General features: G+C 59.1%; 20 protein-coding genes. 9 read left to right on the plus strand and 11 right to left on the minus strand.

Going from position 1 to position 23,898, the window contains the following annotated elements; all coding sequences use genetic code 11:
* Positions 1 to 15: 15 nt before the first annotated feature.
* Together LOC68_RS17920 and LOC68_RS17925 are read right to left on the minus strand one after the other, a co-directional pair.
* Complete coding sequence (locus LOC68_RS17920; RefSeq protein WP_230221271.1) at positions 16 to 2,067, minus strand: WD40 repeat domain-containing protein; 2,052 nt, start codon at positions 2,065 to 2,067, stop codon at positions 16 to 18.
* A 124-nt stretch (positions 2,068 to 2,191) separates the two neighbouring features.
* Entirely contained in the window at positions 2,192 to 2,446 is a 255-nt protein-coding gene (locus tag LOC68_RS17925) for a hypothetical protein (RefSeq protein WP_230221273.1), read from the minus strand.
* 430 nt (positions 2,447 to 2,876) lie between these two features.
* On the opposite strand from LOC68_RS17925, the gene LOC68_RS17930 reads away from it, so the two are divergent.
* Positions 2,877 to 4,484 (plus strand): hypothetical protein, encoded by a 1,608-nt coding sequence (locus LOC68_RS17930; RefSeq protein ID WP_230221275.1) that lies wholly within the window; start codon positions 2,877 to 2,879, stop codon positions 4,482 to 4,484.
* Positions 4,485 to 4,557: 73 nt separating this feature from the next.
* Here LOC68_RS17930 and LOC68_RS17935 read toward each other — a convergent pair whose 3' ends face one another.
* Together LOC68_RS17935 and LOC68_RS17940 are read right to left on the minus strand one after the other, a co-directional pair.
* Positions 4,558 to 5,088, minus strand: a complete 531-nt coding sequence (locus LOC68_RS17935) for a hypothetical protein (RefSeq protein ID WP_230221277.1) — start codon at positions 5,086 to 5,088, stop codon at positions 4,558 to 4,560.
* A gap of 6 nt (positions 5,089 to 5,094) precedes the next feature.
* A complete protein-coding gene (locus LOC68_RS17940) occupies positions 5,095 to 5,529 on the minus strand; it encodes a secondary thiamine-phosphate synthase enzyme YjbQ (RefSeq protein ID WP_230221279.1) in 435 nt (144 codons plus the stop codon).
* A 374-nt stretch (positions 5,530 to 5,903) separates the two neighbouring features.
* Between LOC68_RS17940 and LOC68_RS17945 the strand changes: the two genes are divergently transcribed.
* The 3 genes from LOC68_RS17945 to LOC68_RS17955 all read left to right on the plus strand — a co-directional run bounded on the left by LOC68_RS17945 (position 5,904) and on the right by LOC68_RS17955 (position 9,340).
* Positions 5,904 to 7,586, plus strand: a complete 1,683-nt coding sequence (locus LOC68_RS17945) for a hypothetical protein (RefSeq protein ID WP_230221281.1) — start codon at positions 5,904 to 5,906, stop codon at positions 7,584 to 7,586.
* Positions 7,587 to 7,964: 378 nt separating this feature from the next.
* A complete protein-coding gene (locus LOC68_RS17950; RefSeq protein WP_230221283.1) occupies positions 7,965 to 8,870 on the plus strand; it encodes a DUF1559 family PulG-like putative transporter in 906 nt (301 codons plus the stop codon).
* 59 nt (positions 8,871 to 8,929) lie between these two features.
* Complete coding sequence (locus tag LOC68_RS17955; RefSeq protein WP_230221285.1) at positions 8,930 to 9,340, plus strand: hypothetical protein; 411 nt, start codon at positions 8,930 to 8,932, stop codon at positions 9,338 to 9,340.
* 67 nt (positions 9,341 to 9,407) lie between these two features.
* Here LOC68_RS17955 and LOC68_RS17960 read toward each other — a convergent pair whose 3' ends face one another.
* Complete coding sequence (locus LOC68_RS17960) at positions 9,408 to 10,994, minus strand: aldehyde dehydrogenase (NADP(+)) (RefSeq protein WP_230221286.1); 1,587 nt, start codon at positions 10,992 to 10,994, stop codon at positions 9,408 to 9,410.
* Positions 10,995 to 11,165: 171 nt separating this feature from the next.
* Positions 11,166 to 12,020 carry a fumarylacetoacetate hydrolase family protein gene (locus LOC68_RS17965; protein WP_230221288.1) on the minus strand — a complete coding sequence of 285 codons (855 nt, stop codon included), beginning with the start codon at positions 12,018 to 12,020 and terminating at the stop codon, positions 11,166 to 11,168.
* A 655-nt stretch (positions 12,021 to 12,675) separates the two neighbouring features.
* On the opposite strand from LOC68_RS17965, the gene LOC68_RS17970 reads away from it, so the two are divergent.
* Complete coding sequence (locus LOC68_RS17970) at positions 12,676 to 13,734, plus strand: HD domain-containing protein (protein ID WP_315858789.1); 1,059 nt, start codon at positions 12,676 to 12,678, stop codon at positions 13,732 to 13,734.
* 7 nt (positions 13,735 to 13,741) lie between these two features.
* Here the strand turns inward: LOC68_RS17970 and LOC68_RS17975 are convergent, their stop codons facing one another.
* Positions 13,742 to 14,347 carry a SpoVG family protein gene (locus LOC68_RS17975; protein ID WP_230221292.1) on the minus strand — a complete coding sequence of 202 codons (606 nt, stop codon included), beginning with the start codon at positions 14,345 to 14,347 and terminating at the stop codon, positions 13,742 to 13,744.
* 300 nt (positions 14,348 to 14,647) lie between these two features.
* Positions 14,648 to 15,598 carry a 4-(cytidine 5'-diphospho)-2-C-methyl-D-erythritol kinase gene (gene ispE / locus LOC68_RS17980; protein ID WP_230221294.1) on the minus strand — a complete coding sequence of 317 codons (951 nt, stop codon included), beginning with the start codon at positions 15,596 to 15,598 and terminating at the stop codon, positions 14,648 to 14,650.
* A gap of 275 nt (positions 15,599 to 15,873) precedes the next feature.
* Here ispE and LOC68_RS17985 point away from each other — a divergent pair, with 275 nt between their 5' ends.
* Together LOC68_RS17985 and LOC68_RS17990 are read left to right on the plus strand one after the other, a co-directional pair.
* Positions 15,874 to 16,860, plus strand: coding sequence for a DUF368 domain-containing protein (locus LOC68_RS17985; protein ID WP_230221296.1), 987 nt, complete (start codon positions 15,874 to 15,876; stop codon positions 16,858 to 16,860).
* A gap of 288 nt (positions 16,861 to 17,148) precedes the next feature.
* A complete protein-coding gene (locus LOC68_RS17990; RefSeq protein WP_230221297.1) occupies positions 17,149 to 18,699 on the plus strand; it encodes an MFS transporter in 1,551 nt (516 codons plus the stop codon).
* Positions 18,700 to 18,729: 30 nt separating this feature from the next.
* Here the strand turns inward: LOC68_RS17990 and can are convergent, their stop codons facing one another.
* Both can and LOC68_RS18000 read right to left on the minus strand, forming a co-directional pair.
* Complete coding sequence (can, locus tag LOC68_RS17995) at positions 18,730 to 19,380, minus strand: carbonate dehydratase (protein ID WP_230221299.1); 651 nt, start codon at positions 19,378 to 19,380, stop codon at positions 18,730 to 18,732.
* A 193-nt stretch (positions 19,381 to 19,573) separates the two neighbouring features.
* Positions 19,574 to 21,022, minus strand: a complete 1,449-nt coding sequence (locus LOC68_RS18000; protein WP_230221301.1) for a hypothetical protein — start codon at positions 21,020 to 21,022, stop codon at positions 19,574 to 19,576.
* Here LOC68_RS18000 and LOC68_RS18005 point away from each other — a divergent pair.
* Positions 21,014 to 22,162, plus strand: coding sequence for a hypothetical protein (locus LOC68_RS18005; RefSeq protein WP_230221303.1), 1,149 nt, complete (start codon positions 21,014 to 21,016; stop codon positions 22,160 to 22,162). The two genes, LOC68_RS18000 and LOC68_RS18005, sit on opposite strands and share 9 nt — an antisense overlap.
* A gap of 275 nt (positions 22,163 to 22,437) precedes the next feature.
* On the opposite strand, the gene LOC68_RS18010 is transcribed toward LOC68_RS18005, so the two are convergent.
* Positions 22,438 to 23,370: a hypothetical protein gene (locus tag LOC68_RS18010; RefSeq protein ID WP_230221305.1), complete on the minus strand. Its 933-nt coding sequence runs from the start codon at positions 23,368 to 23,370 to the stop codon at positions 22,438 to 22,440.
* Positions 23,371 to 23,642: 272 nt separating this feature from the next.
* On the opposite strand from LOC68_RS18010, the gene LOC68_RS18015 reads away from it, so the two are divergent.
* Entirely contained in the window at positions 23,643 to 23,876 is a 234-nt protein-coding gene (locus LOC68_RS18015; protein WP_230221307.1) for a hypothetical protein, read from the plus strand.
* The last annotated feature ends 22 nt before the right edge of the window (positions 23,877 to 23,898 follow it).

Here is a 23,898-nt window from a genome sequence, read left to right on the forward strand (position 1 = left end):
GGTAGGGGGACGCGGCTAGGTTCTCACGCACTCCCAAGGCGGATGTGCGTTCGTTTCACGAGGATAAATGACGATCGACGCTTCCAGATCGCCGTTAGCGATATTCCAGAGTTTCAGCGTGCCGTCGTTTCCGCCGCTCGCCAGGACGTTGTCGTCGGGCGAAACGGCAAGCGTTGTGACGGCGGATTGGTGACCCAGGAAATACCGTTTGAGAATGCCGCTTGAAACGTCGAACAGTTCAATCGATCGATCGTAAGCCGTCGATCGGGCGACGCATTTACCGTCGTGGGTAAAAGCAAAGCAAGTTGGCCAATCGCGCGTCGCCGTGAATTTTCGAATCAAAGTCGAAGTTTCGGTTGCGATCAGCGACATTCCATAGCCTTCGTTGCCTACCAGCAGCGTCTGGTCGAAAGGAGCGTAAGCGATTCTGGCAATGCCGACGTTTGGTTGATTCCAGGTTTCGCGAACGTCGATCGCGGCGGCAATGTCGGCCGTAAAGACCAGGGTTCCGTACGATATCGCGAGCCGGTCGCGTGTAGGCGACGCCGCAGAGGACTTGATACGGAAAATGTCCGGCAAGGTTTGCGCAGCGATTTCCTCACCATCGCTTAGCCGGCTGACGACAACTTTGCCCGGTTTGCCGTGGTCGTTTCGGTTTGTCGGTTCATCGTCATAGCCAACGCTCACAAATCGTTGGCCGTCCGCAGAGATCATGCCTCCCAGGAGGCGACCTTTGTGTGGGCGAAACTCAACCCGCGGCCGCATGGAAGCGATCCCGCACACACGAACGTGTCCGTTAACGTCGGCGACGACAAGCGTCTCGTCGTCATCAGAGAATTCGAGATGAGCGATCGGCGATGAGTGCTGACGATCTAGTCCGATCACGGCCGGTTTATCGGAATTGCATAGCAGCAACGTGCCGTCCGCTGATCCGGCGGCAACCAGCGGTTTTGATTTCGCGAACGCAACCGCTGTAATTGGCACAGGAGGTTCGCCAATTCGCAGAATCTCCTCTCCCGTCTCGACGTTCCAGAGAAAGATGGTCTGGAGATCCCCGGTCCCGGCAAGGGTTTTGCCGTCTGGAGAGAACGCCGTCGTCCGCAGCCATTTTTGGTCGGGAGACGGAATGAACTGGATCGTCTGACCGCTATCGAGTTCCAGGATGGTTACTCCTCCGAGCGAAAACCCGTAGGAAGGTGGACCGTTGAAGCCGGCGTCTCGGCGGATCGCCGCCAGTTTTCCGTCTGGCGAGAAGGCGATTCGCTGATTTTTCATTCCGCCGTCTGAGGAATTGTGGGGACGAAACCCCGGAAGCGTTTTGCGCCAGAACTCGCTGAAGTAAGCCCCATCCTCGTCGGGAGCAATATGCTCGGGCCGATCAGGCGGCACGACCAGGCGAAACCCGTCGTCATGTTCGTGAGCGCCCGCGAACAAATGCGGATCGGTGGCGAGATAGAGCGGGCTCGCGCTAGCGGCGTCAAAAACCATCACGCCATTACTGTCGACGCACGCAACAAGCTTGCCGTCGTCGGAGTAGATGACGTTTCGCAGGGCCGCCTTTTCAATTCCGTCGTAATGTGCGGTAAGTTCGCCGCTGGCAAGATCGTAAATCGAGAGGTTGCTCCAAGAGACGACCGCCAGGCTCTGTCCGTTGGGTGCGAACGCGACTCCGGACCCTTGACCTTGGATCGATCGAATGAGCTCGCCCGACGCCGCATCGAAGAGACGCACTTCTTCCGTTGGCGCTTCGTCGTCCTCCAAACGCGCGTCGAAATACGATGGGTCGCGATTGGCGAAATAGGCCTGGTAGCTCGCAAGCTCACTTTCGTTCCGGGGGAAGTCAGGCGGCCAACAAGCGACTGCCACGATTGATCCGTCAGGCGACCAGGCGACGGAGGTGACCTGGATTCCTCCCCAGAACAGCGTTCTCAACAGTGCGCCGCTATGCGCGTCCCAAAGTTTGGCGGTTCCATCCCAACTGCCGGAAAGAATTCGCCGACCATCGGGAGAGAAAACAAGAGAGTCGACGACGCTCTGATGGCCGACGCCGGAATGCAGAAATGACATTCAAAGGGGGCGAAATAACAGCCCGCGTAGTCATGGGGGAGAGTGATCCTGTTCCTAGGATGATAACAGTTCGGGATCCGAGAACCAAGTGAAGTCGGTCAGGCCTCGGTTGGATCTTCGCGAATTAATCCTCCATCTCGGTTCCCGGCGTCCCCGTAAATAGTCGCGGGCGAATGACGACGTCGACTGTTTCCGACTTCACTTCACCCAGCCAAACCATGGCGTCTCGATCCAAGGCGATCGCTTTCAAGTGGGGGAGTCGGAGGTGCGAGTTGGGACAGAAATAGTTCTCGTCGACCTGCAGTTCAAACCAGGCGGCCTTGTAGTAGCCGACATGCAGGTCGACGCTCCACCGTGAGTAATCGTCGGATTCATGCATCGGCGCCGAGATGATGCCGCACCGGTCTTCCAGTGGGAAGTGCCTGTCTTGCGAGGATCGCCGCGTTGGGGTGATTCGGCTCTGTGTCGTCGATGCTTTGAATTGGACCTAGCCGGCACCGACGTTTCTCGTCAGATCGCCTGCAGGTGATTGCTGGAAGGGCTTTTCTAAGTGCTTTTGAGGAAGCATGTTGCGTCGAATGTGTTGGCTCCTGGCGATCGCCGTAATTCTCTTGATTTTCTTTGGCCTCTCGGCGCTCCGCTTCTCGCTAGGGGGATTAGGACGACGCTTGGCGGTCTACCGAAATCGCAGGAAGCGATAGTCGTCTCGATGCAACCACACACACCACTTCCAATTTAGAGGTTCAGCCAAAATGCGACGACAATTCATCTCACTGGGGACGGTTCTTCTTTCACTCGGATGTTTGACCTTGCCGATGGCTTACGCAGGTCCGCCAGGAGGATTCTTCGGTGGGTTTGCCCCGCCGCAACCGCCGACGCCGGGTTACCGTTCGCACTCAAGCTCAAGCAGCAGCCCAAGCGTCGCTAACGACGTTCTCAGCATCGTCGGCGGCGCGTTTGGTGCTTTCAATCAAGCGAATAATAATCAGAACCACAACCACAATCACGCGTATAGCCACAACAATGGCTACAGCTACAACAACGGATACAACCGCAGTTACCAACCGCGTACCGTCCCAGCCCCGAACGTAATTCCTTCTCCCGCGCCTGCTCCGAAGCCGGTGCAAATCCAGCCGAAGAAGAACAAGGCGCCGGTCGTCACCGTCAAGCCGAAGGCGAACGTGATGTTCACCTCCGCTCGTTTCCTCTCGTTGACTGCCGCCAATCTGCAGCAGATCAACGACGAAGTGATTGAGCAACAGGAAAACGACCTTGATGAAGCGGAAGAGAAGCTGAAGGACCATCTTCCCCCTGACGAAGCGACTCTCCTTGACCAGATGAATAACTCTGGGATTACGGACCGGGCGAAGAAAATGGAGATTCTGGACGCGGTAAAGGATGGCGATGCGGATCGGGCTCGGCGACTGTGGGTAGAAGCTAACGGCAGGTCGACCGACGCCCGCGAATTGGAAAAGAAAGTTGACTTGCAAAACCAACTGAATGAATTGCGAGAACGTAATCGGAACGGCGACCTTTCTCGCCGCGATCTCAAGAACTTTGCCAATAGCGTCCGCGACAAGATGGGCGCAGGGCGAGACCGGGACGAACTGATGGACCATCTGGACAAGATGGCCGACCGCGCCGATCTGCAGGACTTGCTCAATAACGCCACGCCGAATGCCGGGACCATGGGGCTGGGGAGCGGATCACTGTCGGTCATCTACAACCCGAATATGCCGGAGGGGAAGGTGGTTAACCTGGGCAACGGGACGGTGATGGTCGGAACCGATCGCGGTGAACTCGAAATCGGGCAGGCTACCTTAGCCGAAGCGCTTGGTATGAAGGTCGCCCAAGGCGAACCGGAGCCGGAGTCGGACGCCAAGATTCCGACCAGCGGCGTCGTGCTGCGGAATAGCAAATCGTCGCAGGGTTCGGTCTCGTATGTGGTCAACAGCAAGTACAGCTACGAAATGCAGCCCGGACATATCCAGTCGCTCGGCAACGGACCGTGGACGGTCGCGTACGATCGCGGCGGTTCGTTCGGCGAAGCGAAGTACACGCTGGATAAGGGAACGTACGAATTTCGACCGAGCGAAAACGGCTGGAACCTGTATGCCAAGAAGTTTGAGGTGGTGATTGACAACTCGGGCAACCCTGGAGAGTTTCACTATGTCGTCAACAACGTCGCCAAGACGGTGGCGTCCAACTCAACGCAGACCCACACCAGCGAATACCCGATCGAAGTCCGTTTTGATCGCGGCGACGGTAACGGAACGAAACGGAAGGTGTTGAGCGACGGCCGCTACGAAGTTGCCGTCAGCCCGCAGGATAACTTGTGGGATTTGTACTCGGCCGATGCGGAGCGAAGCGTCGCGACGGGAAACGCCGCGACGATCAGCCTCTTCGGAAATGACTAGCAAGGGGATCACAATGACGTCAGGCCGCGAGTCCTGTTCGCGGCCTGACGCTTTTCTTGTTTGAGCGTTTACGCTATTCCTCCCGCTCACTCCCCGGCGTCCCCGTAAATAGTCGCGGGCGAATGACGACGTCGATCGCTTCCGACTTCACTTCGCCCAGCCATACCATGGCGTCTCGATCCAAGGCGATTGCTTTCAATTGTGGGAGTCTGAGGTGCGAGTTGGGACAGAAATAGTTCTCGTCGACGTTCATCTCAAACCACGCCTTGTAGTAGCCGACATGCAGGTCGACGCTCCACCGCGAGTAATCGTCGGTATCACGCCCGAAATTGGGCATCGGCGCCGAACTGGGCCGCACATGATAGAGGAAGCATTTGCTCTCCTGAGGTTCGAGACTAAATCCCGGCCAGTCGCTGGAGACGAGCAAATTCGTTCCCCACTCGCATCGCTCCCGAGTCGATTTGTTTTCAAATTGAATGGAGGTAATCTCTGGGCGAGGAAGGAGCAGTTTCACTTTCGATTCATTGCGAATGACCAATGCGAACGTCAAGCAATCGGGCATCTGCTCGAGCAGCTTCCATTCGAGACCGAGCTGGTAGTTCAAGTTGTCTTACTCCCCAATGACCTTGATCAAAATCCGCTTCCGTCGTCGCCCGTCGAACTCGTAGTAAAAAATATGCTCCCACGGTCCCAAGTGCAGCTTCCCCTTGGTGATCGCTACCATCACTTCGCGGCCCATGATTTGGCGTTTGTGATGGGCGTCGGCGTTGTCTTCGCCGGTGCGGTTGTGGAGGTAGCCTCCTTGTTTCGGATCGGTACCGGGGTTGAACGGGGCGAGTTCCTCGAGCCAACGATCGTAGTCGGCATGCAGGCCGCTCTCGTCGTCGTTGATGAAGACCGACGCGGTGATGTGCATCGCGTTGACCAGGACGAGCCCTTCCTGCACGCCGCTGTCGGCGACTGCTTGTTCTACGTCGCGATGAATCGAAAGGATCTGCCGCCGCTGCGGAACGTCCATCCAGAGTTCTTTGGTGTGCGATTTCAAAAGAGCGTGCTCCTGGTCTCTGGTGAGGGAAAAGCGTGGATCGGGGGAAGGTTCGCGGTGGCAAACCGGGCGATTTCGCTGTGACTAAAGATTTTACAGGTGATCGGAACTGGTCGGGGGCAACCACTCCTATTCCAGGGGAATGGAGTGCGACGGCAAAGCTTGGGGTTGCTCTAACTTATTATCTTCAAGGGAGTTATGGGGATTCGTCTGGCGGTCTTTCGTTTTTTGCTGGAATGCCTGTCCTGATGGCGGCCGGTTTTTCGCTCGTGGGGATAGGACAACGTTGGCGGCGACAAATGGCCGCTGTGGCAGGGCGATTGTCCGAGGCAGAGCACACACCAAACACGGGCTTAGTTGGAAGGTAGACGACGATGCGACGAAACATTCTCTCGATGGGCGTAGGTTTTCTTCTGTGCGGTTGTTTGTCGGCTCCGGTGGCGTTTGCCGGCCCTCCAGGCGGTCTGTTTGGCGGGGGATCGTCTGGCTTTGGCGGGTTCGGAGGTTTCGGCGGACATCATCACGGCGAAGGGGGTTCAGATATCGCCGCCGGGGTGCTGAACATCGTCGGCTCGGCGATCAACGCCGCCTCTCAGTCGGGGCATGGCGGCCATCATCCAGGCCATGGTCATCATCCAGGGCACGGACATAATCCTTGGCCTCAACACAATCATGGTCATCATCACCACACGGTTCCGGTTTACCCATCGACTTCGTCGCCGATTTACGTCGAAAGCCGCCCGCAACCGCAGCCGGCGCCGCTTCCGGATGTGAAGCCGAAGAAGAACGAAGCGCCGATCGTCGCGGTGAAGCCGAAACCGAATACCGTTTTCGCTTCCGCTCGTTTTCTTTCGCTAACCAGCGCCGATCTGAAGCGGGCTGATGAAAAGTTGACCGAGGAACAAGAAGAGAATCTCGACGACGTCGAGGACCTGCTGAAAGACGAACTGCCGCCGGACGAAAACGATCTGTTAGACAAGATGAAAGCGGCCGGCATCAAAGACACGAACAAGCAACTGGAGATTCTGGAACTAACGAAAAATGGGGAAGCGGGCAAAGCTCAAGTGGCCTGGATCCAAGCCGGCGGCAGCCCGGAGGACGCCCGAAAACTTGGCAAACAGATCGAATTGCAGAACAACCTGAACGAGCTTCGCGAACGCAATGTCGACGGGCGCCTGACCAAGCGAGACGTTAAGCGATTCGCCGACGACGTTCGCGACGTGATGGGGCAAGGCAACGATCGGGACGAAGTGCTGGATCGACTCGCCGGCGTTTCGGACACGATTGAAATCCAGGAATTGATCCGCGACGCTCGACCGAACGCCGGCAACAGCGGACTGGGCGGCGGCATGGTGACCGTCGTGCAAAACCCGAACCTGATGCCGGGCCAGGTGGTGAACCTGGGGAATGGAACGCTGATGGTCGGTACCGATCAAGGGGAACTGGAAATTGGTCAAGCGATGCTGGCCGAAGCGCTCGGCATGAAGGTCGCCCAGACCGAACCTACTCCGGAATCGGACGCCAAGATTCCGACCAGCGGCGTCGTGCTGCGGAATGACGAAACCTCGCCGGGCGTCGTGTCGTACGTCATCAACAAGAAGTTCGACTACGAGATGCAGCCGGGGCATCTCCAGGCGTTGGGAAGCGGCACGTGGACCGTCACCTTCGATCGTGGCGGTTCGTTCGGCGAAGGGAAGTACACCTTGAATAAGGGAACCTACGAGTTCCAACCGAGTGAAAACGGCTGGAACCTTTTCGCGAAGAAGTTCGAGGTCGTGATCGACAACGCTGGCAACCCGGGTGAGTTCCACTATGTCGTCAACAACGTCGCGAAAACGGTGGCGCCGAATTCGACGCAAACGCACACCAGCGACTACCCGATCGAAGTTCGCTTTGATCGCGGCGACGGCGCCGGAGCGAAACGCAAGGTGCTGAGCGACGGACGCTACGAAATCGCCGTGAGCCCGAATGACAACCTGTGGGACCTCTATTCGGCCGACGCGGCACAGATCGTCTCGACCAGCGACATGCAAACGATCAGCCTCTTCGGCAACTAATCGCGAGGGCTGGAAAACGCGAAAGCCAGGCGACGAGTTTATCTCGCCGTCTGGCCTTTTTTCGTTCGAACCGCATTGTCTGCGGAGCCTTGATGGCTCGATCGCGTATTGCGCGAAAAGCGCAGGCCGCGAGATACGTGGATGCTAGGTTAAAGATGTCCCCATTGGGCGGATGTTGCGAGAATGCTGCCTCTGGAGAAGGGTTTGAACGCCCTTGAGCAGTCATTGCGGCCGAATCGCAATAACTGGCACAAAAAAAATAAAATCTATTGCGATTAGGTGGTAGATCGATAAAGTAGAGATGCCGCCCCCTATTCCTGTCTTTGCGGGGGTATAGGCGATCTCTTGTCTTCATCTATTTATGGCTGGGTGCTGGGTATGTCTCGTTCGAATCGTCGACTGCGCGTAGGGTTTACGCTGGTCGAACTCTTGGTAGTAATCGCAATCATCGGCGTCTTGATCGCTTTGTTGTTGCCCGCCGTTCAACAGGCCCGCGAAGCGGCCCGTCGGACGCAATGCTTGAACAATCTGAAGCAGGTCGGTCTGTCGCTGCACAACTTCCATGACACCTATCGCGAGTTCCCGCCGAGTCGTATTGAGTATGGTTATCTCGGCTGGGCGGCGTTCCTGCTTCCGTTCATGGAGCAGAACGCGCTTTACGATTCGCTCGATATGAAGGCGACCTACGCCAGTCAAACGGCGGCCGCGCAGCAAGCGGCGATTCCCGGCTACGTTTGCCCGAGTCGACATGGCGTCGGCGATATGGCGACCACATTGGAAGCGATCAACGGCAGCGTCTCGACCGACGCTGGCCCGGTCTGGGACTATGCGTCTTGTGACGGCGATTCGGGGGACGATGCCAAGTTGCGCCGCGTCACTTCGACCGGCATGTTGATCATCGCCGAAGGTAACCACACGAAGTACAAGTCGCTCACCAAGATGGCCTCGGTGACCGACGGTTTGTCGAACACGATTGCGATCGGCGAAAAGCATATTCGCCAGGTGAACTTGCTGAGCGAAACGACCGGCGGCGACGGCCCGGTTCTGAGCGGTTGGGCCTATACTTCGATGCGTGCGGCCGGGCCCGGTTATCCGCTGGCCAAAGGGACGACCGATACGGTCTCCGGCGTCGAGAAGTTGGTCTTCGGCAGCTTCCACCCCGGCGTGGTGAACTTCGTTTTGGGAGACGCCAGCGTGCGGTCGATTGGAACGACGATCGACACGACCAACCTTGGTTATCTCGCCAATCGCCAAGATGGCAATGTGATCAGCGTCGATTACTAATCGATTCAAGGTCAAGGGCGATCGAGCTGGGGAGTGTAGCGCCTATCATGAAACGAGTTATGAGTATGGTCCGTTGCGTGACGCTGTTATCGGCATGCGTCTTTGCGATCGGATGTGCGGCGGAGTCGCGAACGCAACCGGTCAACGGCAAAGTGCAATTGTCAGACGGCACGCCGGTGCAGCGGGGCGTGATCGAGTTTCGCACGGTCGGCGAAGATGGCGCCATGATCAACGCCCATGGCAGGATCGAATCGGACGGCTCGTTTCAGCTGACGACCTTTGAAGAGAACGATGGCGCCGTAGTGGGGGAACATCAAGTAATCGTCTTGAACCCAGCTTCGACCGACGGTGGCCCGGTGATGCATGCTCCCTACGCCGATCAGTATCGCACCTACGAGACGTCTGATCTGAAGTTTACGATTGAGCCGGGACCGAATGATATCGTGGTCGAGCTGAAGCGAAAGAAGTAACGACCAGCGAAACAAAAAAGGGACCGCATCTTGGGCGGTCCCTTTTTTCATTTCTTGCGTGCGGAACTTACGAAGCGACGTCGCCGGTCGTCCAGGTTCCGTCGATCAATCGCCAGGTTTTGCCGGTCGGGTTCTTATCTTGCAGTTCGAGCGGCAAGCGAGCGGCGCGGACGTTGTCGTAGCACTGCAGCATGCCGAAGCGAACGAGCGCCGCCGGAATGCCAACCGCGGTGAACGCCGGATGGCCGGTCGCAGGGAAGGGGCCGCCGTGATTCATCGCCGGGCTGACGGCGACGCCGGTCGGCATCTTGTCGTTGAGGAGCCGTCCCACTTTGACGCGGAGATGCGGTTCAAGTTCAGCGTAGGCGGCGTCGTCTGAACCTTGCGTGTCGCTGTAAACGCAACCGGTCAGGTTTCCTTCCAGCGAGTCGATCACCGCGACCGATTCCCCCAGGTCCTTGGCGACGACGATCAGCGAGCCGTTACCGAACGCTTCGGTTTGGAACAGTTCGGGATCGGTCAGAAACTTCGCGGCGCTCACTTTAAGGAGCGTGTTGGCGTGGCTGTAACCGGTTCCGGCGCCGGCCGCTCCGCCAGCGAGTTCCTCAGCGCCAGCTTCCTTGAGCGTTTGCAGCGCGACGGTCAGCCCGGTTTCGACGTTCTTCGACAACAGCGTGCCGACCGGAGCGGCGGAGAACTTGGCGGCGGTCTCCGTGACGAACTTCTGGCTCTCGGCGTTATCGATCACCACGACCAAACCGGGGTTCGTGCAGAACTGACCGGCGCCCATCAGGCAGCTGCCGCTGAACTCGTCGACCAACTTGTCGCCACGTTCCTGTAGGGCGCCAGGCAGGATCACGACTGGATTGACGCTCGACAGTTCCAGATAGATCGGCTTGCCATGCTTGTCGGCCGCTTCTTTCAGCACGAGACCAGCGCGACGACTGCCGGTGTACGCAGTAGCGCCGATGCGGGGATCAGAGACCAGTTTGACGCCGTCGTCGTAGCTGCAGTGATAGAAGAGCTGTACCGTGGCCGGCGGCAGATCGGTTTCCTGAATCGCTTGGAAGGCGAGCTTCGCCATCAACTGCGTCGTGCCGGGGCAGGAAGGATTCGCTTTGGCGATCACCGGATTGCCGGCAGCAATCGCAGCGGCGAAGTCGCCGCCAGAAGCGCTGCCGAAGGCGAACGGGAAGTTGTTCGGTCCGAAGACGCAGGCCGGTCCGAGCGGCGCGAAGTAAGCGCGGATGTTGGTCTTGGTGTCGATCGTCGCTTGTTTCCACGATCGTTCCGTCGCCGCGGCGGCAGCAGCCCGCAGTTGGTTGTACGTGCGCGGCAGCTCGACATCCTTCAGACGCGGACTGATCGGCAGTCCGCTTTCAGCGTTTGCAATCTCGCAAAGGGCGTCGCCATTGGCTTCAATCAGTTCGGCGAAGCGAACGAGAAACGCGGCGATCTTTTCCGGCGGAAGTTGCGAGAGAGTGGTGAACGCTTCGGCGGCGGCCGAAAGAGCGGCGTCGACGTCGCTCCAGTTGCTGATCGGATAGCGCGCCGGCAGCGGCTGTTTGGTCGCGGGATTGTCGGCTTGGAACGTGTCGGAAGCGTCGGCCGCTTTCCATTGGCCGGCGATCAGGACCGGTTGAATATCAGACATGAGTTAAGGCTCTGCGTGTTAATACGGACAATAGTCCCTGGGGCGCGCCGCTCGCGAAAGCTTTCAGCTTAACGCGCTCGTGCAAACGCGACTGCGGCGCCCAGGCCAATCGTCGATGAATTCGCCGAAAGTAAATATCAACGAAAAATCGACGTTCTGCGGTTTGCGTCGTTATCCCTGGACGATCGGATTACGGAGCGTTCCGATCCCGGCGATCGTTATCTCGACTACGTCGCCGGCGAGCAACGTGAAGTCGCTGTCCGGAATGACGCCGGTGCCGGTCAGCAGGATGGCGCCGTTCGGAAAGCTGTTATCACGACCAAGGTAGCCGATCAAGTCGGCGAAGGTGCGGGCCATCTCGCCGATGTCGGTCGAACCGGTGAACGCCGCTTCGCCGCTGCGACGAACCGTGAGGTCAATCTTGATGTCGGAGAGCTGGGCGAACTCGGCGTCGAAGTCGTCTCGCAGCGCGATGCACGGTCCCAGTCCGCAGCACTGATCGTAGACCTTCGCCTGCGGCAGATAGAGCGGATTCTCTCCTTCGATGTCGCGGCTGCTCATGTCGTTACCAGCGACATAGCCGACCAACTGCAGCTTCGAGTTGAGGACCAGCCCAAGCTCCGGTTCGGGGACGTTCCACTTCGAGTCTGTGCGGATCCGCAGCGGTTGTTCGGGACCGCTAACGCGATGGGGGGTCGCCTTCATGAACAGTTCCGGCCGGGGGGAGACGTAAACCCGGTCGTAACAGTCGGCGGCCGCTTCGGACTCTTCCATCCTGGCCGCTTTGCTGCGGGTATAGGTAACGCCGGCCGCCCAGACTTCGTGCTGTTCGATCGGGGGCAGCAGCGTCGCCTGAGAGAACGGGATCGGCTCGCAATTGGGCGAAACATGATTGCGGGCGGCCTCGGCTGGGTTGGCCAATTCGAGCAAGGGAAAAAGCGACAACGTCAGGGGGCGAATAACGTCGCCATCCCACCAACCGGTCTGGGGCGATTGGGCCGCGTCGAGATATTTGACGATTTTCATAAATGAGTGAAATCACGCTGTGGGGGAGTGAACATGGGGGGAAGTCCACATCTTACCGCAGGACGATCGCTGCAAAAACCTTCTGCACCGCCTTGCGAGCGATTTGTGCAAACACCCCTTTCTCGGCTCCAGCGTCGCCCAAAGAACCCGCATGGCTGCCCCGATACGTTAAGAGCGAGCGTCGTTAACTCCAAAGCGTTGCGCAAGTTAAGCGGTGCGGTCACAAAATGGCCACCTCCTGATTGGCCCTGGGCATACGTTTTGCTGCGAAGCAAGGAGGACCGCCTGCGGTCTCTTCATTGCAATACATGGTGTGGCAACCAATCGTGGCTGACGTGCGCACCGTTGCCGTCCGGTAGTTCGGTTGTCGGGAGAGGGCGCTGGATTGCCGGCACGGCGCGGTGCGACGCCGCCCGTTTTTGATTTTGGTCTCGAATATCCCTCCTATCGCCTGCTGGGACTTGGTCTTCTCCGAACCAGTTCCCCAGCATACGATAGGGCAGAGAAAGCGTGCGGTTTTCTCGGCCGTCGCTTGCCCTCGACTTTCTACTATCGCCTTGTTGCCGACGTTTAGGCGAACATCAAATTCGTCGGCCCCTTGCTCATGGATTCTTCCAAGCTCCGGCGTCAAATCGCCAGTCAAGCTGCGCGCTTGATGTATGAACGTCAAGAATCGGAATATTATCGGGCCAAGATGAAAGCGGCCCGGCGTCTTTGCCGCGGCTGGGTTAAACCGGCCGACTTGCCCAGCAACTCCGAAATCCGGGACGAGGTTCAATCGCTCGCGCGGATGTTCGAAGGGGACGCGCGGCTCGACAACCTCCGCGAAATGCGTTTCGCCGCTCTCCATGCGATGAAGCTGCTCGCCAACTTTCGTCCGCGTCTGATCGGCAGCGTGCTGACCGGGCATGTCCGTCGCGGATCGGATATCGATATCCACGTCTTCTCCGACAGCGTCGAACCGATCGCGGCGACGCTCGAACGCGAGGGGATGTTTTTCGACATCGAGCGCAAGGAAGTTCGCAAAGCGGGCGAAAACCAGGTTTACATTCACGTCCATATCCAGGACGTCTATCCGATCGAACTGACCGTTTATCCCAGCGACAAAGCCCACTTCGTCTTCAAAAGCTCGATCACCGGCAAGGCGATCGAGCGGATGAGCATTCGCGAACTTGAGCAGTTCCTGGAAAAGGAATATCCCAACGTCGACGCCGACGAAGAATTGGCCGCCGCCGAGAATCGCGTTGATCGATTTCTGCAGTACGAGATGCTTCTCTTGCCGCTGGAGTTCGTGAAGCAGAATCCGCATTATCATCCGGAAGGGGATGCGCTTTATCACAGCTTGCAGGTCTTTGAGCTCGCTCGGCGTGAGTCTCCGTATGACGAAGAGTTTCTGCTCGCCGCGCTCTTACATGACGTGGGGAAGGGGATCGATCCGCGTGATCATGTCGCGGCGGGACTGGATGCGCTGGGTGATACCATCACCGAGCGCACGCGTTGGCTGATCGAACATCACATGGCAGCGCATGCGCTGCTCGACGGTTCGCTCGGCGCTCGTGCGAAAAAGCGACTCCAGCAGTCCGAAGACTTCGACGGCTTGATGCTCTTGGGCAAGTGCGACGAAGGGGGGCGCCAAGTCGGCATGCAGGTGATGGAAGTGAGCGAAGCGATCGACTACCTGCGCGATCTGGCTCGCGAATGCGGCGACTGGTAGGTCGTCGCTATTCTTCGAAGATCCCTTGGCCGAACTTCCGCTTGCGCTGCGGCTGCGAAGATGCGGAGCTTTGTTGATGCGGCCCCGAAGGATTCGGTTGCGGCGGGTGAGCCTGATCTTGCGACGGGCTCGCCGGCTTCGACTGCGAGCGATGGCTGTCGTCGAAGGCTTCTTCTTCAAAGTAGTCTTCGCCGGCGTCGCCGTAGTAGTCGTCATAGCGCGAGCGATAGCCTGGCTGTTTGGCGTGCTCGACTTCCTTTTCGTATTCTTCGATGACGCGGCTTTGAATCATCTCGCGACACTCCGAATTGATTGGGTGCGCGATGTCGGCGTACAGTTTGGCTCGTCCGTCGGCCGTTCTTTCGGCCGGCGCGACGCGCAGCCGAAAGCCGCAGTTATTGCAGTAGCCCGCGCGAAGATGATTCTTGCCGCCGCATTGCGGACAGTGAGCGGTCAGTTTGCGGCTCGGCATGGCGACGAAGGGGCCGCTCGAACCTTCAATGATTTTCAAATCACGGACGACGAAAGCGTCGTCAAACGTGATCGAACAAAATCCACGCAGACGGTCGCTTGCGTCTTCCATGAGTTTGATACGAACTTCGGTGATATTCACAGCGTATCTCTCCATGTTGGCAGTCGCGCTGATCGCTGACTCGCGTCCGAAGTAGCTGGGCGATTCTTCGCTACGAATTCCGCGTCGCCTCGATTTGCGTTTAGTTCCGATAGGATCGTCGAGTTACCGCCTTGCTGGGGCCAGATTCGTTCGCCGCTGATGTTCTTCCTGTTGCTCGTCTTACTCCATCCTGGCCGTCGTTCCGCCGCATCCTGCAGAATCGATTCTACGCCTGATTCTATCGCTTGCCTGAGGTTATCGCCCGCTTATTAATTTCCAATTCCCCGCTCCGCGTAATTCCTAATTCCACTGTACGCCGCAGTTGCTGGCGGTAAACACAACCCCCAAACGTTGGCTCTTCAGTTTCGCTGCAACTCTGCGGGCATGTCGCGGATCTTGGCAGAGGGCAAAACAGGCGCTGCCGCTCCCCGACATTTGGCTGGAAATCGCTCCTGCCTGCAACATGCTTTTCGTCAACCGATCAATCTCGGTCGATAGTTCGCGCGAAGGTTCGCTCAAGCGGTTATGCATCCGACGACCGATGTCGGTCATCGTGCCTGACTGCAGCGTGTCGCACAAGTCGCTTGCGGCAAACGGGTTGGCGGGGATCGTACACCGCCGAAATACATCGGCCGTCGACAACCCGCCTGGGGGACGAACGACCACGAAGTGCATCCGCCGCGTGACCGGGAGCGGCGTAATGATCTCACCCCTTCCGCGGCAAAGAGCCATGCCGTTGCCGAACAGCCCGGTATGCAAGAAGAAGGGAACGTCGCTCCCTAGTTGAGCGGCGAGTTCCGAAAGCTTCGTACGCGACCAACCCAACTTCCAGACGATATCTGCCGCGACGAGTGCTGCAGCGGCGTCGCTTGACGCTCCACCAAGTCCCGATGCGGCCGGGATTCGTTTTATCAGCTCAATCTTGGCGCCTTGCTCGATCCCGGCGGTGCGGCGGACCAGATCGACGGCGCGATAAACCAAATTGGTCGGCCCGGTCGGTAAGTCCCCGAGAAGTGCGTCGGCGTCTTCACCCTGAGCGGCGGCTTCGGTCCCTGGCGCAAAGCGACAACTGAGCGTCAACTGCGAGTCGTCAGTCGCCGTAAAGCGAAGCGTATCAAAGACGTCGATCGCAGTCATGATAGTTTCCAATTCATGAAAACCATCGGGGCGTTTCGCCAGCAACTCGAGAAACAGGTTTAACTTTGCAGGCGAATGGACGGTGATCGAGTCTGCCGATCGCTTGAGAAACATCCCTGTTATTCTTACCAGGGCGTTACTGGCAAGGCCTTTAACTAGTGAAATAGAAGGGACAGACGCACAAAAACGAAGCTATATTTACGGCGGCATGCCGCTTGTTTGGGATCGGATTCCAGCAATGTAAGGCCCTAAAATGCGCCGGTCAAGCGAATTCGCCGCCCCTGGGAACATACTCGCCTATGGGTAAAGAGGATAGTTTTCTACAATCCCCGCAGACTTACCTCGTTTTCGCCAAACACGCAGCTTGATAGCGACAAGAAGCTTTTGATATGAACCAAAACGCGCCACAGCCGAACACGCCCCCGCAAGCGTCGCTACGTGATGCGGCTCGTCATGCCGGTTGCGGACTGGTGATGGGCGCAGCCGATGCGATCCCTGGCGTCTCGGGCGGAACGGTCGCGCTGGTCCTTGGCATCTATCGTCGACTGGTCGCGGCGATCAGTCATTTTGATATGACCTCGCTGCGCATGTTGCTGACTCGCCGCTGGCGCGAACTTGCCCAGCGCATCGATTTGTTCTTTCTGCTGGCGCTTGGCTGCGGGATTGCCGTCGGCCTGGGAACGTTCATTCTGTTGATTCATGAATTGATCGAGCCGGAAAGTCCCGCGCGACCTTATACCTACGCCGTCTTCTTCGGCGCGATTACCGCGTCGAGTTGGTTGGTGATGAAACTGATTGATGCGCCGACCAAGGGAAGCCAGGCGATCTGTTGGGCGCTCGGCATCGTTGGCGCTGCGGCCGCGTTCGCAATGACAGGCCCGCAGGTTTTTCCGAACGTCGAACAAACTCCGCCTCTCTGGTTCACCTTCTGCTGCGGCATGATCGCGATTTGCGCCATGATTTTGCCGGGGATCAGCGGTTCTTACTTGCTGTTGATCTTGGGGATGTATCGCTACCTCAGCGGCATTCCGAAAGCGCTTCTCAAAGGAGAAGCGACCGGCGCCGACCTGGTGCAGTTCGTCGTTTTCGCGCTGGGCTGCGCGATCGGGCTGATCACGTTCAGCAAATTCCTCCGTTGGCTGCTTCATCGTTTTGAACCGCAAACGATGGCGCTGATGTGCGGTTTCATGATCGGCGCGCTCCGGGCTCTTTGGCCGTGGCGCGAAGGGGACGCCTTCGTCGCTCCTCCCTCGACCGGCGCTCTGCTCGGCTGCGTCGCGCTCGCCCTGATCGCCGCCGTCGCCGTCTGCGGCGCCGATTACCTGACCGGCGCCAACAACAAGATCGACGAAGCGGTCCACGAACCAGTCGAGTAGACGACGGCAATCGCCGCACACAACACTAACCCGAGGCGCGAGCCGAGGGAATGCGGCGAGAGGCGACGAACAGAAACAAGTCTGCTACGAGCCGCGAATCAGGGACGGCGGATTTCGATCTTTCCAACCCCATTCCCTCGGCTCGCGCCTCGGGTTAGTGTCGCGTAGTAATAGGCAGTGCAGGAATAATGATTTCACGTGCTTTAGTTGCAACTTAGATCGGCGATCCCCATAATGCTTCGGTTTGCTTGGTCGTGAGTTTCGCAATGAAGCGACGAGGTTGGCGCCGTGCATATTGATTCATCGTCGATGCCTGAGCCGGAGGAGATTTCCGGCTATCGAAAGCCGTGGTATCGGGAGATGACCCGGTATCATTGGTTCGTCTTCGTCGTCGCGGCGTTGGGATGGTTGTTCGACTGTCTCGATCAGCAACTCTTCGTCTTGGCCCGTCCGGCCGTGATGCGCGATCTGGTCACCGAAGACTCGCTCACTTCGGCGCAGCTGAAGATGCCGAACGCGCTGCAAGCGGCCCGCAGCCGAAACGCCGACTACGCCACCTCCATCTTTATGCTCGGCTGGGCGACCGGAGGATTGGCGTTCGGGATTCTGGGGGATCGGTGGGGCCGCGCCAAGACGATGGTCATCACCATTTTGATGTACTCCGTCTTTACGGGGCTAAGTTCGATCGCCCAGGGGGTATTCGATTTTGCGCTCTATCGATTTTTGACCGGCTTAGGGGTCGGGGGAGAATTCGCCATCGGCGTGGCGCTAGTCGCCGAGTCGATGCCTTCCCGTGCGCGAGCCTATGCGCTCAGCAGCTTGCAGGCCCTTTCCGCCACCGGCAACATCAGCGCGGCGCTGATCAACTTGAATCTTGGTCTTGCCCAAGAACAAGGATTGGTCGAGAGCCCCTGGCGAATCATGTTTTTGATCGGCGCGGTGCCGGCCTTGTTGGCGTTGCTCATTCGCCGCTATTTGAAAGAGCCGGAGTCGTGGCAAAAAGCGAAGGCGGAGCAGGCGCTTGGCAAGAGCAACCAGCTGGGAAGCTATCGCGAGCTCTTCAGCGACGCCAAGATTCGTAGGCACGCGCTGTTGGGATTGGTGCTCGCATGCGCTGGCGTCGTCGGTTTGTGGTCGATTGGGTTTTATACGCCTGACCTGATCAAGACGGTGCAGCGTCCGGAAGTGACCGCCACGGTTTATCGGCAAGAGCGGGATCGATTGATCGCGGCCGGCGAGGTGGAGAAAGTCGCCGTGCTGGAAGAGTTGATAGGGACGCTGACCACTGGTTCGACTTCGGGAGAACTGAGCGAAGCGGCCAAGTCGATGCAGACGGAGCTGAGCAACCAGGTCGAAGGGCGCCTGGCACGCTGGTCGAGTTACGCATCGATGGCGATTAACGTCGGCGCGTTTCTGGGGATGTTCGGCTTCGGCGCGCTGTCGCAAAAGATTGGCCGGAAGCCGACGTTTGCGCTCGGCTTGCTCGCCGCGTTCGTCAGTACGGCGTGCGTCTTTTTGTTCTTGAAAGAGTTCTGGCAAATCTGGGTAATGGTGCCGGTGATGGGCTTCTGTCAGCTCTCCCTCTTCGCCGGCTACGCGATTTACTTCCCCGAACTCTTCCCGACTCGACTGCGATCGACCGGGGTGAGCTTCTGCTACAACGTCGGACGGTTCGCCGCCGCCGGCGGACCGCTGGTCAAAGCGCAGTTGGACCAGCTGTTCGGCTTCGGCGGCGAAGCGTTTCGCTATACCGGCGCGACGATGGCATGCGTCTTTTTGATCGGGCTAGTGGTGCTGCCGTTCCTGCCGGAGACCCGCGATCAGGAGTTGCCGGAGTAGGAAAACGGCCGCCGCTATCCGCCCAACAGGTTACGCATGATGGTCGTGGTCAACAGCGACGCGATATGCTGTGGCGATTTCGGACGGGCTGTCGATGGTGACGTTCAAATCGTTGATCAAGCCATTGTTGATGGAGTAGATCCAGCCGTGCACCGCTAGTTGCTGCCCATGAGCCCAGGCTTCTTGCACGACGGTTGAATGAGAAACGTTTAGCGCTTGTTCCACGACATTCAATTCGCACAGCCGATCGATTCGTTTCTCGTCAGAGCTAATGCGTTGCAGTAGGTCGTCATGCTTTTGGCGGACGTCGCGGATGTGCCGTAGCCAGCCATCGATGAGGCCGACGTGGTGGTCCTCGGCGGCAGCTTTCACGCCGCCGCAGCTGTAGTGACCGCAGACGATGATGTGCTTCACTCGGAGTACGCTTACCGCGTACTCGATGACGCTTTGGCAATTGAAATCGCTATGAACGACGACGTTGGCGATGTTGCGGTGGACGAAGACGTCCCCCGGCTTCAGGCCGATGATTTGATTGGCCGGCACGCGGCTGTCAGCACAGCCGATCCAAAGGATTTCCGGTTTCTGACCTTTCGCCAGATGCGCAAAGAACTCAGGGTCTTCCTTAAGAACGCTTTCCGCCCAGGCCCGGTTGTTCGCCATCAGTTGAGGGAGTAGTCGCATAAGTTCTTTCGCTATAGGGAGCGTAGTGAATTGGTTGTGCACGTATTCTAGCGTCTTCGCGGCGGGGAAAAAGTCGTACAGGCCGCTTGATTCAGATCGGGGGGGCGGTACCTGGAACTGCTGCGCTGCGTCTTGAATTGCGAGAACGCTGCGGCGGAATTTCCCTCACTTGCGCGTCGACTACGAGTGCGAACTAGAACCGCACTCGGAAGTCGGTGCGGAAGAGATAATCGGCCCAATGTTGGTTGGTGACGCCGGTCGCGATTGACGCGCCCACGTCGTAGTCTTTGCAGATGAACCAACGGATTCCGGCCGAGGTTTGGGCGTACATGGCGCCGCTGGCGCTGGTCGCGACGCCGAGGGAGTTGGTGTAGGCGCCGGCTTGGAACGACCAGGTATCAAGTTCCAGCGTACCAATTAGGGGTGAGCTAGGCGCCGGATAAGCGAGCGTGTGATTGAAGCTGGAAGCGACATGCAGGATGGAGCCGCCGTAGGTCGGGTCGGCCGCAATCGGGATCCATTCGCCGACTTCCATCTGCAGATATGATTCGCTCGCCAGGTGAATGCCGACGACGACTGCCGGTTCAAGCGAAACGTGCCCCGTGCCGAGACCGCGGTATGCCCGACCGGCCGGCATGTGGGTCTTCATCAGGAAGGAGACCTGGAAGAGTCCGTTGTCGAACAACAGCGTCTTCGTGCCGATCGTCATGTCGCCAAAGCCGGCGCCGTGTGGTGCTCCGTCCGGATCGACTTCGATATAGCGGTACTCGAAGGTGGCGGAGAATTTCTTGCCGCCGGTTTCGGTGTATTGATAGAGGGTCATGTAGTCGACGTCGGGAACATAGAGCCCGGTCGGCGTCGGGCCGACGCCCGCTTTGGCCCAGAAGAACTCGGCCCGGTCCGGGGTCGAAAGGCCCCAACCGGCGTCCCAGCGAAATCGCATCGTCCCCTGGGGACGAGCCGAAGCGACGAAGAAGGCGGAATCTTCGAGCGGTCGCCAGGCCGGTTCATAACAAGGATCAGTGCAGCAGACCGCATGTTGAATGAGCCAGAGGAAACGTCCGGCGCGCGTCGTCGCGGTACAAGGTTCGCAGCGACATTCGCCGCACGTACTGCAGCCGTTAAGCGGAATCTGGTAGGTGCCCCAGTCTTCCCACTGCTGCTCTTCTTGCATCGGTGCGATCTGGACCGGAGGTCCAAGCGGCACCACTTCGGGAGACTCCGGCGGAGTTGGCAGCGCCTGTTGCGATTCGAAACTGATCGGCGTCGTGTCGAAGCGAAACGGCGGATCGTTCGGCATGTTGTAGACGGCTTGCTGCTCTTGCGGCTGGCCATCGACCGGCGGCAAGCGATAGATCTCCTGAGCGTGGAGTTTGGCGCAAACGCCGAGCGCGACCACGAATAGGATCGCCAAGCGAGCCAAAATCGAGTTGCCAGGGAGTTTGCCCACGCGGTGCGAGTCGTTGCATTTAGGAGTTCGAATGATGCCGCGGCGGGGGTTGTAGGGGAATTCCAGAGGAGCGGCAAGGCGAATCTCCCAGCTTGTCATGATTTGCGACTTGATATTGACGCGAACGCCCAGCGGCGAGTACATGCTGATCCCCTTGTTGGTTTGATTGAAGGATCGGAAACCATGCGACATTTGCTAGCTGCCGTACTGCCGGCGCTATTGATTGGGGCGAACGTTTGTTGCGGACAGGATATTCCGGGAGTCAGCACTTCCGCTGCTGGCGCCGCGACCTCGTATCCGATTGCGCCGGCGCCTTCGGCGGCGAGCGGGGGCTTCTTCAGCGAAGTCTGCGCATGCCTCGAAGCGAAGCATGCGAGCTGCTGCAACTCAACCTTCGGCCACTTCCTGCACGACTCATTCGCCCCGGTCAGCATGATGACCGGCGGACTGCTGCCGCCGCCGTGCAACAGCGTCTATAACCAGGTGCAACAAGGGATTGCCAACGGAATTGGTCCCAATGGTCAGCCGGTTTCGCCGGCGCAAGCCGCTGCGGCGAAGATCGCCGCCGATCAAGCGCAAGTGCCGGCCCGCGTCGCTGCGGTGAAGGCGTTGGCGTGCGTCGATTGGCATTGGTATCCCGAAGCGGAAGCGGCGTTGATCTCGAGCTTGCGTTGCGATCGCAGCGAGTGCGTTCGCTTCCAAGCGGCGATCGCCTTCGCCCAGGCGCGCACCATGACCAAAGCGGCTTGCGAGGCGCTCCGCATTTGCGCCGAAGGAAGCGACAAAGATGGGAACCCCTCCGAGAATTCTCCCCGCGTCCGGATGATGGCGGTCGAAGCGCTGACCCATTGCTGCGATTGCGGGCAGTTGTTTGAGAGACCCGAACAGAACTACGATCGTCCGGAATTCCCCGAAGGGGCGCTGCCGGTCGGCAAGACGGCGCTGTCGCCGTACTATCAGCGAGCGGCTCAGCGTTCGACCGACGAACTGTTGGCGGCGGCTCGCCAAACGATCGCCTCGTTCCGTACGGCGGCGCCCCAGCAAGGCCCAACCGCGGCGACTACCGGCGCTCCGCGCACCTTGTTCGCCTTGTGGAAGCAATCGGCCGTCGAACCGATCCCGGCCGGCGCTCAACCGCCGGTTCCGACTCCGGCCGAAGCGTTCGCCGAAACGCCATCGTTCGACGCTCCCGTCTACGTCGCGGAACAACCGAGAGAAATGCAACCGGCGCAGAACGAGTGGCTGCTGCAACCAGCCAACGCGAATCCGGTCCGCTACAACGCACCGCCGGAGACGTCGGTCGTGCCCGGACGTTCGGTGCTGCAGCGATAACAGCGCCGCAACATCGTAGCCCGAGGCGCAAGCCGAGGGAATGTGCTCAGACGCCACGATCGGAAGTGGCTGGCGATCCCAACGCTTTCCCTCGGCTCGCGCCTCGGGCTACGATTGCGCGCATTTGGCGCGATGTCGGCGTAGGTTGGGTGCAGCGAAGCGCAACCCAACAATGCGTCGGCTAGTTCCAGGTGGGTTACGCCAGCCAAGAACGTCAAAGGAGCCAGTCGCTTTGTTGCGCTGGCTCCATCTACCCTACGTGATAAATTGGCGGTTTACTTCTTCGCCGCCTTCAAGCCGAGCAAGCGGCAGACGTAGATCGGCGAGAGGCCATCTTCCCGCGCCGGGGACGAGAGGGACTCGTCGGTGACGCGAGCGAAGTGGGGCTTCTCGGCCGGCGGCTGGAGAGTCTTCTCCGCCGGGTTCGCCAGTTCCGTGGTCGCGGCGTAGCGGGGCGCGATCTTGCTGACCGGCGTGACGGCCGGCATCGTGACGGCCGGAGCCGGAGTGGCGGCGTAACGGGAGGTTGCGACCGGCTGCGACGGCGCCGGTTCGGCTTCGACCGGATTCGTTTCGGCGGGAGTCGCTCCATTTTCGGGCGTGGTGTGAGCCGGGATGATTTCCGTAGCCGGGCTATTGGTCGCGACCGCCTGAGCGACTTCGGGTTGGGGAGTTCGCTGCGGTTGCGGAGCGATATTGCTGATCAACTGAACCCGCGATTGGTGCGGTTCGGCTTCAGCCGGAGCCGGGCCCATTACCATGGTCGGACGACGCCAATCGATCGGCGCGGCGGTCCTTTCGCTCGGCGGGTTGGTGATCGCGGCGACGGTCTGCGGAATCGCTTCCTGCTCGACCGGCGGAAGTCGTCGCAGGCCGGGAACCGGCGGCAACTCGGACGCGGCCGAAGCGGCGGCGGTTGTTTCGATCGGCGGAGCGGGCGTCGCCGTGGGCTCCGCCGCAGGGGCAGCGGTTTCCGTTGGCGCCGCAGCAGCTGGTAGTACAGCTGCCGCTGGAGCGGTGGTTTGCGGCAGAGCGGGCTTCGCCTCGGGCGCCGCCGCAACCGGTGGGGCCGACGATGGGGTCGACCAGCGTGACTGGGCGTTGGCGGTGGCCGTCATCAGCGACAGCGGTAAGACGATGGTGCAACCGTAGGCGCAAACCGAAGCGATGAAACGCCGCGCTCGGTCGTTCGTTCGCGTCCTATTCATAACAAATCCCCCCCAAACAGATGTGCGGCCTGACTTTAGGCGCGCGACTACTCGGATTTCTTCTTGATCGGGCGAGGACCGGAGCGAGTTGAATGATTATGCGGTTTTTATGCGACAGGCACACTTTAGGGTGTGTGCGGCTAGCGGAGCCAGCAGAGCGGGCGCCGGCATCGGCGTCGGGTTCCCGCGGCCGGAAGCAGGTTTCCCTCTCGCTACGCCCCCCTATTTTCCGTTACTATAGTTAGGTTTGGGACCAAGGATGGGAGCCCGGTATGTCAAAGTGGGAAATGATCTTGTATGCGGTTGCGGCCTATACGGCCGTAATGACGCTGGTTCGCTTTATGCGGCAGCGACGCAATGCATTGACCGCCCAGTTGCGAAAAGCCTTTGACGAAGAACACGAGCGTGCCGCGGAAGCGATGAAAAAGCAGAAGCGCCGCGAAGAAGAGGCGAAACGTCAGACCGCGTTCGAGCAACTGCTTGAGAAAACGCGCGACGCCGCCTAACCGCCGACTGTTCCAATTTTCG

This window comes from Blastopirellula sediminis (assembly GCF_020966755.1).
In the GTDB taxonomy this organism is placed as follows: Bacteria; Planctomycetota; Planctomycetia; order Pirellulales; family Pirellulaceae; genus Blastopirellula; species Blastopirellula sediminis.

Coding starts and splice junctions, on each gene's coding strand:
- can (WP_230221299.1), bottom strand. CDS start 19,380: ATGCGACTACTCCCTCAACTGATGGCGAACAACCGGGCCTGGGCGGAA.
- LOC68_RS18010 (WP_230221305.1), bottom strand. CDS start 23,370: ATGAATAGGACGCGAACGAACGACCGAGCGCGGCGTTTCATCGCTTCG.
- LOC68_RS17955 (WP_230221285.1), top strand. CDS start 8,930: ATGAGTATGGTCCGTTGCGTGACGCTGTTATCGGCATGCGTCTTTGCG.
- LOC68_RS17925 (WP_230221273.1), bottom strand. CDS start 2,446: ATGCATGAATCCGACGATTACTCACGGTGGAGCGTCGACCTGCATGTC.
- LOC68_RS17920 (WP_230221271.1), bottom strand. CDS start 2,067: ATGTCATTTCTGCATTCCGGCGTCGGCCATCAGAGCGTCGTCGACTCT.
- LOC68_RS17945 (WP_230221281.1), top strand. CDS start 5,904: ATGCGACGAAACATTCTCTCGATGGGCGTAGGTTTTCTTCTGTGCGGT.
- LOC68_RS17960 (WP_230221286.1), bottom strand. CDS start 10,994: ATGTCTGATATTCAACCGGTCCTGATCGCCGGCCAATGGAAAGCGGCC.
- LOC68_RS18005 (WP_230221303.1), top strand. CDS start 21,014: ATGCGACATTTGCTAGCTGCCGTACTGCCGGCGCTATTGATTGGGGCG.
- LOC68_RS18000 (WP_230221301.1), bottom strand. CDS start 21,022: ATGTCGCATGGTTTCCGATCCTTCAATCAAACCAACAAGGGGATCAGC.
- ispE (WP_230221294.1), bottom strand. CDS start 15,598: ATGTTTCTCAAGCGATCGGCAGACTCGATCACCGTCCATTCGCCTGCA.
- LOC68_RS17965 (WP_230221288.1), bottom strand. CDS start 12,020: ATGAAAATCGTCAAATATCTCGACGCGGCCCAATCGCCCCAGACCGGT.
- LOC68_RS18015 (WP_230221307.1), top strand. CDS start 23,643: ATGTCAAAGTGGGAAATGATCTTGTATGCGGTTGCGGCCTATACGGCC.
- LOC68_RS17970 (WP_315858789.1), top strand. CDS start 12,676: ATGTATGAACGTCAAGAATCGGAATATTATCGGGCCAAGATGAAAGCG.
- LOC68_RS17950 (WP_230221283.1), top strand. CDS start 7,965: ATGTCTCGTTCGAATCGTCGACTGCGCGTAGGGTTTACGCTGGTCGAA.
- LOC68_RS17985 (WP_230221296.1), top strand. CDS start 15,874: ATGAACCAAAACGCGCCACAGCCGAACACGCCCCCGCAAGCGTCGCTA.